Consider the following 15,210-nt stretch of genomic DNA (forward strand, 5'->3'; position numbering starts at 1 on the left):
CGAGGGCGCGGCGGTCAGTTCCCGGTGAAGTTCCCGCCGCGGCGTTCGAGGAACGCCGAGAGGGCCTCGCCGTGGTCGGCGGTGTGGTGCGAGAGGGCCTGGAACGCCGCCGAGAGCTCGAGGATGCTGTCGAGATCCTGGCGCTGCCCCTCGCGCATCAGCTTCTTGGTCATGCGCAGTGCGTGCGGCGGGTTCGAGGCGACGCGGGCGGCGAGCTCACCGGCCGCGGCGAGCAGCTGATCGGGTTCGACGACCCGGGAGACCATGCCCCACTCGAGCGCGGTGGCGGCGTCGACGCGGTCGCCGGTGAAGGCCATCTCCGCGGCCCGCGCCGCACCGATGGCGCGGGGCAGCAGCCAGGCGCCGCCGTCGCCGGGGATGATGCCGAGCTTGACGAAGCTCTCGGCGAAGAACGCGGTGTTCGAGGCGATCCGCATGTCGCACATCATGGCCAGGTCGCAGCCGGCGCCGACCGCGGGACCGTTGACGGCGGCGATGATCGGCACCTCGCAGTGGTAGATCGCCTTGGGCAGCCGTTGGATTCCGCGACGGTAGCCCTCCCGCAGCTGATGCGGGGCGCCCCCGAACATCCCCGTACGGTCGGCCATGTCCTTGACGTTGCCGCCGGCCGAGAACGCGCTCCCGGCGCCGGTGAGGATCACCACGCGGGTCTCGTAGTCCGCGTTCGCCTCGTCCACGAGCTGCACCAGCCGCTCGACGACGTCGTCGCCGGAGATCGGATTGCGCGCCTCGGGCAGGTTGATCGTCCACGTCGTGACGTGGCCTTCGCGGCTGGAGAGTACGACGTCCTCGGGTGCGCTCATGCGGAGGTCCTTTCGGCCGACGGAACGGCAGGCAGCAGATTAGGTCGAACGATCGTTCAAATTACTGTGCCGAGGACCCGTTGTAAAGAGGGGGACGCCGCGACGGCCGGGCCGGCCGCGCTCACGCGAAGTCGAACAGGGGTGGGAGCACGCACACCACCAGCGCCGCCCAGATCCCGAAGACCGGCAGGTAGCGGGTCTGCCAGCGTTCGACGGAGCCGAAACCGCGGCGGCCACGGACGAACCCGAACAGGAGCCGAGCCGACCAGGTGAGACCGACCAGCAGAACCAGGTTCATCCCGAGTGCGGCCACCTTGTTCGGAGTGAAGCCGAACTCCGCGATTCGCGTGAGCATGGCGGTCAGCATGAGCACGTCGACCACGAGCGCAAGGACGACGAGGACGAGTTGCAGGCGGTCGAACAGGTCGGGCGGCAGATGCGGCTCGCGGGCGGAGACCGCGTACAGCAACAGGCCCAGGACGACGACGAGGATGAGGTCCATCAGGATCAACAGATTCCGGTCGACGTCGACGACGCTTCCCGTCGTCGCGAGGGCCGCGAGCAACACCAGCAGCATGACGATCGTGACGGGGGTGAACACGCGGGTGAGGACGGGCGCGATGTTCTCCACCACGTTCTGCTTCGCCTCGACCAGCCAGGCGGCGACGACGACCGCGCCCGCCGCGCCGAACGGCAGCACCCACTCCTCGACGACCCACTCGGCATCCGTGCCGAGCGCATCGAACGCGCCGATCGTCAGACCCACCAGCACACCCCCGCCGAGGGCGAGAAGGGTGAGATAGACGACCCATTCGCCGGTGAACCGGATGAAGTCCATCCGGCGCCGGTCGGACCGCCACTCGCCACCGACGTAGGCGAGACCGACGACGAACCACAACACGATCGGGGTGTGGATCGCGACGATCACCTCGGTCGAACCGCTCGGGACGAAGGGGTATCCGTTAGTCACGGCCGCCGCCAGCGCGAACGGCACCAGCAGCGCCACGGCGCCGCGGGGCGACATCCGGCGCTTCCACGCGAAGTAGGCGGCGAGGAACGGGAGCACGAGCAGGCCGAGGTTGCGCGCGACGACGCCCTCGTCCAGGGTCGCCAGTCCCGCCTTCAGTGCGACGGCGCCGCCGACGGCGAGCGCGAGAACGACGAGCAACTCACGCCTGGGCCGGGGACCGCTGCCGTCCGCGGCGACGGACGTCAGGACGAGTTGCTTCCAGAGCCGATCGGAATGCTCGCGCGCGAACTCCCGGGAGATGTCGTCCACGCTGCCCATGCGCTTGACCGCGACCAGGAAAGCCTCGTCGGCCGCCAGACCCGCGGCGGACAGATCCGAGATCTGGTCCCGCAGATGATCTTCCATCTCGTCGGCGTCGGCGGTGGAGATCACGCGACGCCGTTCGACGTAACCTCGCCATCGGCCGATCTGCGTCTCCAACGCGGCGTCCATCACGACCACCCGGGGGCCGCGGGCATCTCCGCGCAGCGCCAGACCTGGTCGAGCGCGTCCGCGACCACGTCCCACTGGCTGCGCCGTTCGGCGAGCGCGCTCCGTCCCGCGTCGGTGATCGCGTAGTGCTTGCGTCGTCGTCCGGTGTCGGAACTCCCCCACGATGCCGACACGTATCCGGACCGTTCCAGCCGGTGCAGCAGGGGGTAGAGCATTCCGTCGGTCCACTGGATCCGTCCGCCGGACAGGTCCTTGACGCGTTTGAGGATGGCGTAGCCGTAGGAATCGCCCTCGGCGAGGATTCCGAGCACGAGCGGGGTCGCCGACGCGGCCACGAGGTCCTTCTCGATGTACATAGGTCTCCTATGCCTAGGTCTGCTAGGCATGAACCTAGCAGACCTAGGCATAGGCCGGTCGGTCTTCGGCTGCGGACTGCGCGTCCGAAACGCCCGTCGCACGCTCTGCACAGCGCGGGGAGGGCGCCGGGGTCCGGCGCCCTCCCCGCGGTGGGCCTGCGTTGCTCCGTACTGCCGTGTACCACCCGGTCGGCAGGCGGCTCCGGTGACGCGGTCAGCCCTTCTTCGGCTCCGCCTCCACCTCGTCGTCGTCGGCGAAGACCAACCGGCCGTCGTCCAGCGCGACGGCCCAACGGCGCACCGGCGCCCAGTCCCGTCCGAGTTGCTCGCCGGCCTGGGCAGCCTCGCTGGCATAGTCCTCGACCACTACACCGGGTGCACGGCCCTTCTCGTCGCCGCGGCGCACCACCACCCGCGAGCCGACGGTGAGCCCGCCGCGACCTGCGTCTCCCGAGTTGTCACTCATAACAAATGATCATGACAGCTAATGCGCCCACGGACACCCCAACGGCGGTTCGGCGCCCTCCGTGTCGGCTTCGGCACGTCCTCACGGCCCGACTCACTCGACGATCGGGAAGAGGGAGTCGCCGTCCTCGGGACTGCCGTCGATCTGCCCTCGATCGACGCGCGAGTCCTCGACGATGACACCCTCGACCACCTCGGCGTGCTTCCCACCGCCGCCCGCGACGGCGGCGTCCCCGTCGACCACCTCGTCGACGACATCCTCGGTCAGTTCGTCGTCGGGCATGGCCGCGACCGGCCGTTCGAGCGGCTCCGCGGGTGCCACGTCGGGCTCCTCCTCCGCGAGGCGCTGGTCCAGCGACTCGCCCTCCTGTTCCTCCCGCTGCGTGGTGCCGAATCGGTCGGCACCGCTCCAGCCCTCCGGCGGGTCCACGACCTCGTCACCGTCGTCGTTGCGGACTTCGTCGGAGTCGAGGCCCTCGCTGGGGCTGAGGGTGTCGCCGGGGCCGTCTTCGATACTCATGACTGTGACGTACCCGAGCCGGCGAACGCGGAAACGCGCAGGTTTACCGGGGTCGGAGGCCGGATATGCCGGGGAGACGACCACAGCGAGGGAGTCTTCCCATGGACGAGAACGACCTCTTCCAGCACATCGAGGAACTGGTGGACGAGGAGAAGGCGCTGCGTTCGAAGTCGAGCGGCGACGGCATGAGCGATCAGGACCGGCAGCGCCTGCGCGCCGTCGAGGAACGCCTCGACCAGTGCTGGGACCTGCTCCGGCAACGCCGCGCGAAAGCCGAGTTCGGCAACGACCCGGACGAGGCGGAGGCGCGGCCGGTCGGGGAGGTCGAGTCCTACCGCCAGTGAGGACCTCGTGACCGGGACCGCGAGGAGGACGGCGTGAGGTTCGAAAGCGTGCGGCTCAGAGCATCGAAAACTCTTGCTGCAGTGGCCCTCTCGCTCGGACTGGTCACCTCGTGCGGCGACACCCCGCCGGGCCCGGCGCCGACCACCGGCGTGCCCGCGTCGTCACCGGCACCGGTGACGGCGACGACGGCTGGGAGCACCCCCGTGCCGAACACCTCGTCGACCACAGCGACCGGGGACACCGCTCCACCGACCGACGCGTCCTTTCCCGGCGAGAACCTGACCCCGGAGGAGGCCGGGGAACTTCAGCGTGCGGTCGACGAGGGCAGCCGGCCGTGGCGGCTGGATCCGTCCCTGGTCGCGCAGGCGTTCGTGGCGGACCGGTTCGGCTGGAGCGACACCGAGGCGCGCACGGCCGACCCGCACACCGTGGAGGTGACCGACCGGACGGACGGCAGCATCGTGGTGCTTCAGCTACGCCAGCCCGTCCGCGAGGGGGCCGACGGCATCTGGGTCGTCACGGGCGGCGTCCGGATCGACTGAGGAACCCGCGTCGGAATCATGCCTGCGCCGCGGTCCGCCGCACGAGGTCGACGATCGCGACGGGAGCATCCGACTGCGGCGCGTGCCCGGCCCACGGCAGCGGCACGAACCGCGCCCCGGGAATCAGTGGGACGTACCGCACCGTCTGCGCGGATGCGACGACGTCGAGCACGCCCTGCGCGAGGGTGACGGGGCACGAGATGCGGTCGAGACCCGTCGGCACGTCCGCCAGCACGGCATTCCACAGCATCGACCAGTAACCTTCCGATTCCGCGAAACCCCCCTTCACGGACAGAGATTCAGCCTTCGAGGTGCGCCACGGCAGGGCCCGCAGCCCGGCGGTGAGCGCAGTGCGCCCGACGGCGCTGTCCGACATCCGCTCGATCAACGGGCTGCGTGCCTTGTTGACGATCCGCGCGACGGCCATGAGCAGTCCCTGGAACGCCCGCTCCGGCGGCAACCCGAGACCGGACGGGGACAGCGCCACCACCGACCTGGCGCGTCCGCGCCGCGCCAGGTCCAACGCCAGACGGCCGCCGAGGGAGTTGCCCAGGACGTGCACCCGATCCAGCCCGTGGGCGTCGAGGTCCGCCGCGACGGCAGCGCCGAGAGACTCGACGGTGGGACGGGTCGGCAGCATCGGCGACGATCCGTGGCCGGGAAGGTCCACGGCCAGGACGTCGAAGTGCTCGGCGAGGCGCGGAACGAGTTCGGCGAAGTCGTCGCGAGTAGCGCCGATCCCGTGCAGGAGAAGCAGCGGCTCGCCGGAACCGGCACGTCGACAGGCCAATCGAGGAGTGTGCATCGTGCCCATCCTGCCCGGACCGGGAGGGTGCGGCCACCCGGACGCCCGGGGACCCGGCCCCGTCACACCGGCTCGAGCAGCTCCGGACGGTTGTTGCGGGGGTTGTTGACCTCGGTGCTGACCTCGTACGGATGCAGGTGAGGTTCCGGTACCGAGGCGACCAGCGCGTCGACGTCGTCGCGGTCGGTGAGGGCCGGGTCGAGCCACACGTCGTGGAAGGACGACGGGAGCACCAGCGGACACCGCTCGTGGATCTGCCCGGCCGCATCGGTGGCCTCCGTCGTCAGCACGGTGACGGTCCACAGCCACTTGTCGGGATGGTCGTCGGGCAGGTCCGGATCGGGCCACAGCTCGTACAGTCCCGCCATCGCGAGCACGCCGTCGCCGTGCAGGAAGTACGGGATCTTGGTGCCGTCCTCGCGCTTCTGCCACTCGAAGTACCCGTCGGCCGGCAGGATGCACCGTCGCCGCGAGGCGGCGGCCTTGAACGACGGCTTCTCGGTGATCGTCTCGCAGCGGGCGTTGATCATCCGGTTGCCGATCTTCGGGTCCTTCGCCCACGACGGCACGAGCCCCCACCGGGCGGACCGGAGCTGCCGCACCGCCTCCGCGCCGGGCTCGCCCTTCGGGGCGCGCTCGAGCACCACCCGCACGGTCTGCGTCGGCGCGACGTTGTACGACGGGGGCAGCGGCTCGCCCACCGTCTCCACCACGTCGAACAGGGAGCGCAGTTCCTGATCGGTGACCGTGCTCGCATACCGACCGCACATGGGCACTCACCTTCCGTCGTCGGGCCTCGACCGGTCGGTTCCCATGGTGCCGCACCGCACCGACACGCGTGTGACGCCGGTCATCGGCGGGGGCCGTCCGGCCGGGACGCCGGACCGGGCGCGCTAGCCTGGGTGCCGGGACCGGTCGCGAATCCGGCGACGACGTCGCGGACAGCCGTGGTCTCCCCGGACGTGCGGGCTCCTCGGTCCGGCACGCAGTCTGTCCCCCATCGGATTGGAGTACACCGTGGTCGCCCTCGCCTATGTCATCGCCGGGTCCGAAGCCACCGGCGGCGCAGGGCTGCAGGCGGATCTGAAGACGTTTCAGGAGCTGGGCGTCTACGGCGTCGGCACCACGACCTGCATCGTCTCCTTCGACCCCCGCAACAATTGGTCGCACCGCTTCGTCCCGATCGCGCCCGAGGTCGTCGCGGACCAGATCGAGGCGGCCACCGCGGCCCACGACCTCGACGTCGTCAAGATCGGCATGCTCGGCACCCCCGCCACGATCGACGTAGTGGCCGAAGGTCTGCGTGGCCGGTCGTGGCGGCACGTCGTTCTGGACCCGGTGCTGATCTGCAAGGGTCAGGAACCCGGGGCGGCGCTCGACACCGACAACGCGCTGCGTGAGTCCGTGCTTCCCCTGGCCACGGTGGTCACCCCCAACCTGTTCGAGGCCCGCACCCTGGCGGGGATGGACCGCATCGACACCGTCGACGACCTCGTCGAGGCCGCTCGCCGCATCCATGCCCTGGGCCCGCGGTACGTCCTGGCCAAGGGCGGCGTCGAACTCGCCGGTGACGATGCCGTCGACGTGCTCTTCGACGGCGAGCAGGTCACCGTCCTCGCCGCGCCGAAGGTCGGCCGGGAACGGGTGTCGGGTGCCGGCTGCACTCTCGCCGCGGCCGTGACCGCCGAACTCGCCAAGGGCGCCGACGTGCCGGCCGCCGTCGCGCTCGCGAAGGACTTCGTCACCGCCGGTATCGAGGGCCGGGTCGGGGCGCACACCCCGTTCGACACGGTGTGGCAGGGCGCGTACGCGGCGTCGCGCTCCGCGTAGGGCCCCCTCTCCGCCGGCGGGCCGGATTCGCCTACCGGAGTGCAGATCCGGACGTCGACAACCGTCGGGACGGTTGTCGATGTCGGGAACCGGAGCGCGTAGCCCGGTATCGCGATGCGCGGGTGCGCCCGGCGCCTATCGTGGACGGGCATCCGTCCGCTCGCCGAGAGGATCTTCGATGACCACGACCCGGTCCGCGCTCGTCACCGGCGGCACCGGCGGTCTCGGTGCCGCCGTCACGACGCATCTGCTCGAGGCGGGCTGGCGGGTCGTGGTCCCCTGGGTGGCTCGTACCGAACTCGGGCGGCTCGGGGACCATCCGAGTCTGCATCTCGTGGAGGCGGACGTGTCGGACGACGCGCAGCTGCGGCAGGCCGTCGCGCTCGCGGCCGCCGACGACTCCGCGCCGCTGTTCGGCGTGGTGAATCTGGTGGGCGGGTTCACCTCGGGCTCCCGGGTACACGAGACGCCCGTCGAGGTCCTCGACGCCCAGCTGGATCTGAACCTGCGTACCGCCTACGCCGTGACCCGCGCGGCGCTGCCGCACCTGTTCGCGGGCGGCGGCGGGTCGGTGGTCTGCATGTCCACCGCGGCGACGAAACGGCCGTTCGCCGGGGGTGCCGCGTACGTCGCGTCGAAGGCTGCCGTGACCGCACTGGCCGAGACCCTGGCCGTCGAGTACGCCGGCGACGGTGTCCGGGTCAACGCGCTGCTGCCCGTCGTCATCGACACACCCGCGAACCGGGCGGCGATGCCCGACGCGGACCGGCGCTCGTGGTCGCGGCCGGCCGAGGTCGCGCGGGTGATCCGGTTCCTGCTCTCCGACGACGGCGCCGCCGTCACCGGGGCTTCGATCCCCGTCACCCACGTGGGCTGACGCGCCGGACACACCACGCCCCGCCCGGGCCGGCTGGAACCGAGCGAACGGACCATGCCGCCGGCGTGCGGAGCTGGGCGATGGGTCCGCACGCTCCGCGGCCCGGCGCCTCCGTGTCAGGCGGGTAGCTCGAGCCCCTGTTCGGCGGCGCGGCGCGCCACCTCCTCGGGGAAGACGTTGCGCAGCAGGTACAGGTCCCGGCCGATGACCCAGCCGGGGGCGAGGGCGGTGGCGTAGCGCTCGAAGTAGCCGAGCTGCTTGCCGAACAGCACCAGTTCCTCCGGGCTGGCGATCCCCCACTGCTTGCCGAGCCGGATCAGCGCGACGATGAGGTCGCTGAGCCGCAGCTGTCCCAGGTCGCGCCCGAGGATCGGAGCGAGCGCCTGCGCCACCTGGCGGCCGATCTCGGCGTCGTCGGCGTCGAGCCCGCTGGTGTAGCCGAGTGCGCGGATGCCGCGCGCCACACGGGCGAAGTCCCCGTCGATGGCGGTCGCGCGGAACAGGTCGCGCAGGATGGCGCGCCAGTGCTCGGGCAGCTCACCGACGATGCCGAAGTCCAGGAAGGCGAGACGGCCGTCGTCGAGCAGCCACAGGTTGCCGGCGTGCACGTCGCCGTGGAACGGTCCGTGCAGGACGACCGATTCGATCCATACCTTCACCCCGCGGCGGATGAGCAGACTGGTGTCGATCGCCGAGTCGGCGGGCACCCGGTCCATGGGCACACCGCGGAGCCGTTCCATGCAGATCACGCGCGGACCGCAGTAGTCCCAGTACACCTGCGGCGTGGTGACGGTCGTGTTGTCCCCGAACGCGCCGATGCACTCCCGGAATCGGCTCTGCCGGTCCGCTTCGACCGCGCTGTTGAGTTCGGTCATCGTGGACGAGTGCAGGTCGCGGATGATGGCGGTGGCGTTGGCGATGCGGAAGAACTCGAACGCCTGCAGCAGACGCGCGCCGACGTAGGCCGCCCGCAGGTCGACGAGCATGCGGTGGGCGATGCCGGGCCGCTGCACCTTCACGACCGCTTCCCGGCCGTCGTGCAAGACGCACGCATGCACCTGGCCGACGGACGCGGCGGCCAGCGGGACGTCGTCGAACCGGGCGAACAGTTCGCCGACGGGATGGCCGAGATCCTCCTCGATCACGGCGCGGGCCCGGTCCGCGGGCACGGGTGCGACGTCGTCGAGGCAGCGCAGGCACGCGTCGGCCAGCGGCCTGGGGAACACCCCGGACGACGACGCCATGAGCTGGCCGAGCTTGACGAATGTGGGACCGAGGATCTCGAACGCATCGACGGTGCCCTCGGCAGCGGCATCGGCGGGGCCGCGGCCGTCGGGCCGCAGCGGCCAGGCGAGCAGTTTCAGCAGGACGCTGACGAGGAGCACCACACCGATGACGACCGTGCGACCGGCCTCGCGCAGGCCGAAACGCTCGAGCGGGGGCATGTCGACATGCAGCGCCGACGCGGGCGGTCCCCCGGCGTACGGGCCTGTCGGTCGGGGCGCGATGTCGGGCACGGGTCACCTTCGTCCTTCTGCCTGCCGGCGGGGCTGTCGGCCGGGGCAGTTACTGGACGGTACCCGGAGTGCACAGATAGTTCGAGACCCTGTTTCCTGTCGGCCCCCGGGACTACGCTCACGCTCGTAACTGCACTTCGGCAGCGACGGGCAGGCGGGGGTACGACATGACGGAGCAGGTTCTCGACTCGCAGGACGACTTTCTGACGCTGGCCGGTCCGTACCGGCGGGAGCTGCTGGCGCACTGTTACCGGATGAGCGGCTCGATCCACGACGCGGAGGACCTCGTGCAGGAGACGTACCTGCGCGCCTGGCGCGGCTACGCGAACTTCGGGGGCCGCTCGTCGCTGCGGACGTGGCTGCACCGCATCGCGACCAACGTGTGCCTGACCGCGCTCGAGGGCAGGTCGCGCCGGCCGCTGCCGACGGGGCTGGGGGCGCCGAGCTCGGATCCGGCCGACGACCTCGTCGAGCGCGGGGAGGTGCCGTGGCTCGAGCCGATTCCCGGCGGGTCCTTCGGCGACGACGGCCGGCCGGACGATCCGACGGACCCGGCGGCGATCGTGACCTCGCGGGAGTCCATCCGCCTGGCGTTCGTCGCGGCGCTGCAGCATCTGTCGGCGCGGCAACGGGCAGTGCTGCTGCTGCGGGACGTCCTGCAGTGGCGGGCGACCGAGGTGGCCGCCGCGCTGGACACCTCGACGGCCGCGGTGAACAGTCTGCTCCAGCGGGCCCGCGCGCAGCTGGAGCAGGCGCAGGTGACGAAGGACGATCTGGTCGAGCCGGAGAGTCCGGAGGCCCAGGCGCTGGTGCGGCGCTGGGTCGAGGGGTTCGAGAAGTACGACATCGATTCGATCGTCGAGATGCTCACCCAGGAGGCGGTGTGGGAGATGCCGCCGTTCGAGGGCTGGTACCGCGGCGCCGAGGCGATCGGAAACCTCATCCGGACGCATTGCCCGGCGAGCGGTCCCGGCGACCAGGTTCTGCTGCCCACGGTGGCGAACGGGCAGCCCGCCCTCGGCCTCTACATGCGAGGCGAGGACGGGCAGCACCATCCGTTCCAGCTGCAGGTGCTCGACGTCGTGGGTGACCGGGTCGTGCATGTGACCGTGTTCTTCGACACCGATCTGTTCGCCCTGTTCGGACTACCCGAGCACCCCTGACGCCGGCCGCTACGCCTGCGCGGACGTCTCGGCCTGCGGTCCCATCGCGGCGGCCGCGGCCTGGACGTCCATCCACATGACCTCCCAGACGTGCCCGTCGAGGTCGCGGAAGGCCCGGCCGTACATGAAGTCGGTCTTCATCTCCTCCGACCCGGCGGTGATCCAGTCGCTGCCACCGGCGGCGAGCGCGGCATCGACGAGGCGGTCGACGTCGTCGCGGCTCTCGGCGGACACGCTCAGGAGCACCTCGCGGGCCGTGGCGGTGTCGCAGATGTCGCCGGTGATGAAGTCGCGGAAGCGCGCCTCCTCGAGGAGCATGACGTAGGTCTGGTCGTTGATCTCGAGGCAGGCGGTGTTGTCGTCGCAGAACATCTCGTTGAAGGTGAAGCCGAGAGCATCGAAGAACGTGCGGGCGGCAGCCACGTCCTTGACGGACAGGTTGGCGAAGAGCATGCGGGACATCTTCAACTCCTTGTGTGTGAGCGGACGGCCGGCACCTCGTGTGAGGTGTCGAGAAGGTAGACCGTCCGGCTCCGGAAAACTCATCGCGCCGGACGGGATCGCCGAAACCCCGGCACGCATCGGAGCGAGAAACTATGCTCGGCGCCCGGTGCTCCGCGCGCCGAGGTGATGGACCATACCCCTGCGGGTATGTATCCTGGCCTCACCCGGCCGACGGAGACGATCGGCCGCCACCGACACCGCGTCCCTCCTCCCTCCCCCCGAAGGCGGGACGTGGCGCCGGGCGTCACACGCCCGGCGCGGACCCCCTGCCCTCCCTCCCCTCGGGCAGGGGGTTTCGTCGTCTCTCGGGTCCGCCTGCACACCGCTCGGAGCGCAGGAACAAATCCCCCGGCCCGTCGGTTAGAGTAGTTGCATAGTCAACTACATGCCGAAGGAGCCCGCCATGCCCGCGGTGACCGTAGACAACATCCTCACCCTGCCCCGCATCCCGGCCCCCGCACCCGACGCGACCGCCCGTCCGGTCCTCGGCGTGCGGACCGCTCCCGTCGGATACGAGGGCGAGGGCTTCCCGGTGCGCCGGGCATTCGCAGGCATCGACCAGCGCTTCCTCGACCCGTTCATCCACATGGACCAGATGGGCGAGGTGCAGTACGCCCCCGGCGAACCCAAGGGCACCCCGTGGCACCCGCACCGTGGATTCGAGACCGTCACCTACATGATCGACGGGATCCTCGAACACAAGGACTCCAACGGCGGGGGCGGCACCATCGGCGGGGGCGACACCCAGTGGATGACCGCGGGCTCGGGGATCCTGCACATCGAGGCGCCGCCGGAACACGTCGTCGCCAGCGGCGGCCTCTTCCACGGCGTGCAGTTGTGGGTGAACCTGCCCCGGAACCACAAGATGGCGCAGCCGCGATACCAGGACATCGCCGGCAGCCACGTAGCCCTGGCCTCCTCGCCCGACGGCGGCGCCCTCGTCCGCGTCGTCGCCGGTGAGATCGGCGGTGTCCGCGGCCCGGGCGTGACCCACACCCCGATCGCCCTCGCACACCTGACCGTCGCGCCGGGCGCGTCGGTGACCCTGCCCTGGCATCGCGAGTACAACGCGCTCGGCTACGTGCTCGCCGGGGACGGCACCGTCGGCGCCGAGCACGCCCCCATCCGGGCGGGACAGACCGCCGTGTTCGGCCCGGACGGCGACAGCGTCACGTTCACCGCCGACCGCACCCAGGACTCGCGCACCGCGTCCCTCGAGGTGTTCCTGCTCGGCGGACGGCCGATCCGCGAGCCCGTCGCGATGTACGGGCCGTTCGTGATGAACACCAAGGCCGAGATCATCCAGGCGTTCGAGGACTTCCAGGCGGGACGTCTCGGGACCATCCCGGCCGGGCACGAACAGCTGCCCTGACGCTGCGCCGACGCGCTCGTACCCTGAACCCGCCGCACCTCACCGAGGAGAATCCATGACCGACGCCACGACTCTCGACATCCGGCGCGCCGAGGACCGGCTGACGACGAACATCTCCTGGCTCGACTCGAAGCACTCGTTCTCGTTCGGCCACCACTACGACCCGGACAACACGCACCACGGGCTGCTGCTGGTCAACAACGACGACACGGTCCTGCCCGGTCAGGGCTTCGACACGCATCCGCACCGCGACATGGAGATCGTGACCTGGGTGCTGCGCGGCAGCCTCGTGCACCAGGACTCGATCGGGCACTCGGGCGTCATCTATCCGGGCCTGGCACAGCGGATGAGCGCCGGAACGGGCATCCTGCACTCGGAGAAGAACGACTCCTGGCGGTTGCCCGGCGCCACCGGCGTGCACGCCGCGGAGCACGCCGAGCCGGTCCGCTTCGTCCAGATGTGGGTGGTGCCGGACGAATCGGGCATCACCCCCGGTTACGAGCAACTCGAGATCGACGACGAGCTCATGCGCGGCGGCCTGGTGCCCGTCGCCACCGGCATCCCCGAGCACCGCGATCACGCCGCCATCCGCATCCACAACAAGTACGCCGGGTTGTCGGTCGCCCGCCTGCAGCCGGGCCGGCCGGTCGTCCTGCCCGATGCCCCCTACCTGCACCTCTTCGTCGCCCAGGGCACAGCCGAGCTCGAAGGCACCGGAATCCTGCGGGAGGGCGACGCCGTGCGGCTGACCGGCTCCGGCGGACAGCGGGTCCACACCGACACGGCCGCGGAAATCCTCGTGTGGGAGATGCACGCCCGCATCGGCTGACCGGGGTGGGCGCAACGCCCGGCCCCGGCCTCGGTACCGTGACCGAGCGAACCCTCGCTCCGCTCGACCTCAGGATGTCGCCGTGACCGTCACCGCCCCCGAAACCGATCGTCTCAACGCCTTCATGGGCATCGACACCGTGAGCGGGGAGCCGGGCACGGTGTCGTTCCGCCAGCCGCTGGGCGCCCGATTCGTCGACCACCGTGGCCGCACCACCGTCGGATCCGTCGGCGTGTTCACCGACGTCCTTCTCGGCGCCGCCCCGCACCTCGTGTGGCGCGGGCAGGGCCGCGACACCCGGTCCGTCCTGAGCCAGCTCAGCGCCTCGACCGCGAATCCGATGCCGGCCCGGGGGGCTCTGCACGGCACCGGCCGCGCCGTCCACGTGGACGACGCCACCGCGTTGAGCACCGCGCAGATCTGCGACGACGCAGGCGATCTGGTGATCCAGCTGACGGGACGGTCGATGGTCGTGGATCGTCCCGCCGTGTTCGACGCGTTCGCGGACGCGTCCGGACTGGTCCGGCCCGCCCCCGAACCCTGGACGGACCCTTCGGAACTCGCCGAGCGCACCGGCCTCGACACGGTCTCCGGCATCGCCGCCGGAACCGTGGCCCGGGGCCCGCTCGCCGGGCTGCTCGATCTGCGCGTCGGCGCCGTCGAGAAGGGACGCGTCGCCGCGGTCGTACCACCCGCGGAATGGATGGCCAATCCGATGGGCGCCGTGCAGGGTGGGGTCCTGGTCTCCGTCGCCGGCACCGTCGCCGAACTCGCGGCGCAGACCCTCACCGCTGCCGGACAGGAGTACCGGTTGCTGAACCTGACGCTCGACTACCTGCGCTCCCCCGCGGCACCCGGCCCCGACCTTCTCGTCGATGCCCGGGTCACCCGGGCCGGCCGACGGCTCGCCTCGATCGACACGCATCTCACCGCACCCGACGGCGCGGTCCTGGTCCGGGCCCAGGCGAGCGTGCAGCTGCTGGCGCCCTGACGACGGCTCACGAGCGCGGCCGGACGGAGGACCGGTGACGGAACGGGCGTCGGCCGTCAGGCCGCCCGCCGTGCGACGACGACGCCCGCGGCCCCGAGCCGCGGGAACCGCATGTCCGAGATGGGGGTGACACTGCCGAGGCGGTTGGTGACGAAGGCGATGGACAAGCCCGTCTCCGGATCGGCGAACGCGCCGGAGCCGCCGAAGCCGAAGTGACCGATCGACTGCAGCGGCTGTTCCCGCAGGGCGACCCAGCCCGGGTGGTAGCCCAGCCGCCAGTTGGGGCGGATACCGAGCACGTAGTCGCGGCGCCGGGTCTGCACCTCGAGGACCTGCTCGAGGGTTTCCGCCTTCAGCAGCCGCGCTCCGTCGAGTTCGCCGCCGTTCGCCAGCGCCCCGTACATCCGGGCCAGCGCGCGGGCGGTGAAGACCCCGTTCCATCCCGGCATCACCGCGTCGTGCGCGGCGGGGCTGCGGGCCAGCTCGTCGAAGCCTTCGGCCATGCCCGCCTCGGCGACGCCACGCAACCCGGGCAGCCGCGACAGCACGGTGCCGGTGACCGCCCACGGCGCGGGGGTCGGGTTCAGCCGGGGGAAGACCCGGGCGATGCGGTGCCGCTCGTCCTGCGGCACGTGGAACCAGAATTCGCGCAGACCGAGCGGGCCGGCGATCTCCTGCTCGACCAGTTCGGTGAAGGACAGGCCGGTCACCCGGATGGCGATCTCGGCGACGAGGTTGCCGTAGGTGACGGCGTGATAGCCGGGGCCGGCGAGCCGCCGCGGATCCGGTGCGGCGGGCGCCCGCGCGG

At 71.1% G+C, this 15,210-nt stretch carries 18 protein-coding genes; 8 read left to right on the plus strand and 10 right to left on the minus strand.

The genetic code is table 11. The features are described from left to right. Positions 1–14: 14 nt before the first annotated feature. The 5 genes from OEY_RS0109170 to OEY_RS0109190 form a co-directional block, all read right to left on the minus strand. The gene (locus tag OEY_RS0109170; RefSeq protein ID WP_010593587.1) at positions 15–824 is read right to left on the minus strand and encodes a crotonase/enoyl-CoA hydratase family protein; all 810 of its coding nucleotides are present in this window, start codon (positions 822–824) and stop codon (positions 15–17) included. A gap of 121 nt (positions 825–945) precedes the next feature. Beyond that, on the minus strand, positions 946–2,286 hold the full coding sequence (locus OEY_RS0109175) for a permease prefix domain 1-containing protein (protein WP_040274952.1): 1,341 nt from the start codon (positions 2,284–2,286) through the stop codon (positions 946–948). After that, on the minus strand, positions 2,286–2,642 hold the full coding sequence (locus OEY_RS0109180; protein WP_010593589.1) for a PadR family transcriptional regulator: 357 nt from the start codon (positions 2,640–2,642) through the stop codon (positions 2,286–2,288). The genes OEY_RS0109175 and OEY_RS0109180 overlap by 1 nt, the downstream gene beginning before the upstream one ends. Positions 2,643–2,856: 214 nt before the next feature. Continuing rightward, the gene (locus OEY_RS0109185; protein WP_010593590.1) at positions 2,857–3,108 is read right to left on the minus strand and encodes a hypothetical protein; all 252 of its coding nucleotides are present in this window, start codon (positions 3,106–3,108) and stop codon (positions 2,857–2,859) included. A 93-nt stretch (positions 3,109–3,201) separates the two neighbouring features. After that, the gene (locus OEY_RS0109190) at positions 3,202–3,627 is read right to left on the minus strand and encodes a hypothetical protein (protein WP_010593591.1); all 426 of its coding nucleotides are present in this window, start codon (positions 3,625–3,627) and stop codon (positions 3,202–3,204) included. Between the two features lie 101 nt (positions 3,628–3,728). Here OEY_RS0109190 and OEY_RS0109195 point away from each other — a divergent pair, with 101 nt between their 5' ends. Together OEY_RS0109195 and OEY_RS0109200 are read left to right on the plus strand one after the other, a co-directional pair. Beyond that, complete coding sequence (locus tag OEY_RS0109195; RefSeq protein ID WP_010593592.1) at positions 3,729–3,971, plus strand: DUF2630 family protein; 243 nt, start codon at positions 3,729–3,731, stop codon at positions 3,969–3,971. Between the two features lie 33 nt (positions 3,972–4,004). Then, positions 4,005–4,514 (plus strand): acyl transferase, encoded by a 510-nt coding sequence (locus tag OEY_RS0109200; RefSeq protein ID WP_228287118.1) that lies wholly within the window; start codon positions 4,005–4,007, stop codon positions 4,512–4,514. A 16-nt stretch (positions 4,515–4,530) separates the two neighbouring features. On the opposite strand, the gene OEY_RS0109205 is transcribed toward OEY_RS0109200, so the two are convergent. Next, positions 4,531–5,304: an alpha/beta fold hydrolase gene (locus tag OEY_RS0109205; protein WP_010593594.1), complete on the minus strand. Its 774-nt coding sequence runs from the start codon at positions 5,302–5,304 to the stop codon at positions 4,531–4,533. A 77-nt stretch (positions 5,305–5,381) separates the two neighbouring features. Beyond that, on the minus strand, positions 5,382–6,089 hold the full coding sequence (locus OEY_RS0109210) for an SOS response-associated peptidase (RefSeq protein ID WP_010593595.1): 708 nt from the start codon (positions 6,087–6,089) through the stop codon (positions 5,382–5,384). 247 nt (positions 6,090–6,336) lie between these two features. On the opposite strand from OEY_RS0109210, the gene thiD reads away from it, so the two are divergent. Together thiD and OEY_RS0109225 are read left to right on the plus strand one after the other, a co-directional pair. After that, positions 6,337–7,149, plus strand: coding sequence for a bifunctional hydroxymethylpyrimidine kinase/phosphomethylpyrimidine kinase (thiD, locus tag OEY_RS0109220; RefSeq protein WP_010593596.1), 813 nt, complete (start codon positions 6,337–6,339; stop codon positions 7,147–7,149). Positions 7,150–7,327: 178 nt separating this feature from the next. After that, complete coding sequence (locus OEY_RS0109225; RefSeq protein WP_010593597.1) at positions 7,328–8,026, plus strand: SDR family NAD(P)-dependent oxidoreductase; 699 nt, start codon at positions 7,328–7,330, stop codon at positions 8,024–8,026. A 116-nt stretch (positions 8,027–8,142) separates the two neighbouring features. Here OEY_RS0109225 and OEY_RS0109230 read toward each other — a convergent pair whose 3' ends face one another. After that, positions 8,143–9,543 (minus strand): ABC1 kinase family protein, encoded by a 1,401-nt coding sequence (locus OEY_RS0109230; protein ID WP_010593598.1) that lies wholly within the window; start codon positions 9,541–9,543, stop codon positions 8,143–8,145. Between the two features lie 167 nt (positions 9,544–9,710). Between OEY_RS0109230 and OEY_RS0109235 the strand changes: the two genes are divergently transcribed. After that, positions 9,711–10,706, plus strand: coding sequence for a sigma-70 family RNA polymerase sigma factor (locus tag OEY_RS0109235; RefSeq protein WP_010593599.1), 996 nt, complete (start codon positions 9,711–9,713; stop codon positions 10,704–10,706). A 9-nt stretch (positions 10,707–10,715) separates the two neighbouring features. On the opposite strand, the gene OEY_RS0109240 is transcribed toward OEY_RS0109235, so the two are convergent. Further along, positions 10,716–11,168, minus strand: a complete 453-nt coding sequence (locus OEY_RS0109240; protein ID WP_010593600.1) for a VOC family protein — start codon at positions 11,166–11,168, stop codon at positions 10,716–10,718. A 445-nt stretch (positions 11,169–11,613) separates the two neighbouring features. Between OEY_RS0109240 and OEY_RS0109245 the strand changes: the two genes are divergently transcribed. From OEY_RS0109245 to OEY_RS0109255, 3 genes are all read left to right on the plus strand, one after another. Continuing rightward, a complete protein-coding gene (locus OEY_RS0109245; protein WP_010593601.1) occupies positions 11,614–12,582 on the plus strand; it encodes a pirin family protein in 969 nt (322 codons plus the stop codon). A 55-nt stretch (positions 12,583–12,637) separates the two neighbouring features. Beyond that, complete coding sequence (locus OEY_RS0109250) at positions 12,638–13,411, plus strand: pirin family protein (RefSeq protein ID WP_010593602.1); 774 nt, start codon at positions 12,638–12,640, stop codon at positions 13,409–13,411. Between the two features lie 82 nt (positions 13,412–13,493). Beyond that, positions 13,494–14,402: a PaaI family thioesterase gene (locus OEY_RS0109255; RefSeq protein ID WP_010593603.1), complete on the plus strand. Its 909-nt coding sequence runs from the start codon at positions 13,494–13,496 to the stop codon at positions 14,400–14,402. A 56-nt stretch (positions 14,403–14,458) separates the two neighbouring features. Here the strand turns inward: OEY_RS0109255 and OEY_RS0109260 are convergent. Continuing rightward, positions 14,459–15,210, minus strand: a 752-nt coding sequence (locus OEY_RS0109260) for a serine hydrolase domain-containing protein (RefSeq protein WP_010593604.1), incomplete at its 5' end; no start/stop codon positions are given.

Source organism: Rhodococcus sp. P14 (assembly GCF_000256505.1).
GTDB lineage: Bacteria > Actinomycetota > Actinomycetes > Mycobacteriales > Mycobacteriaceae > Rhodococcus > Rhodococcus ruber.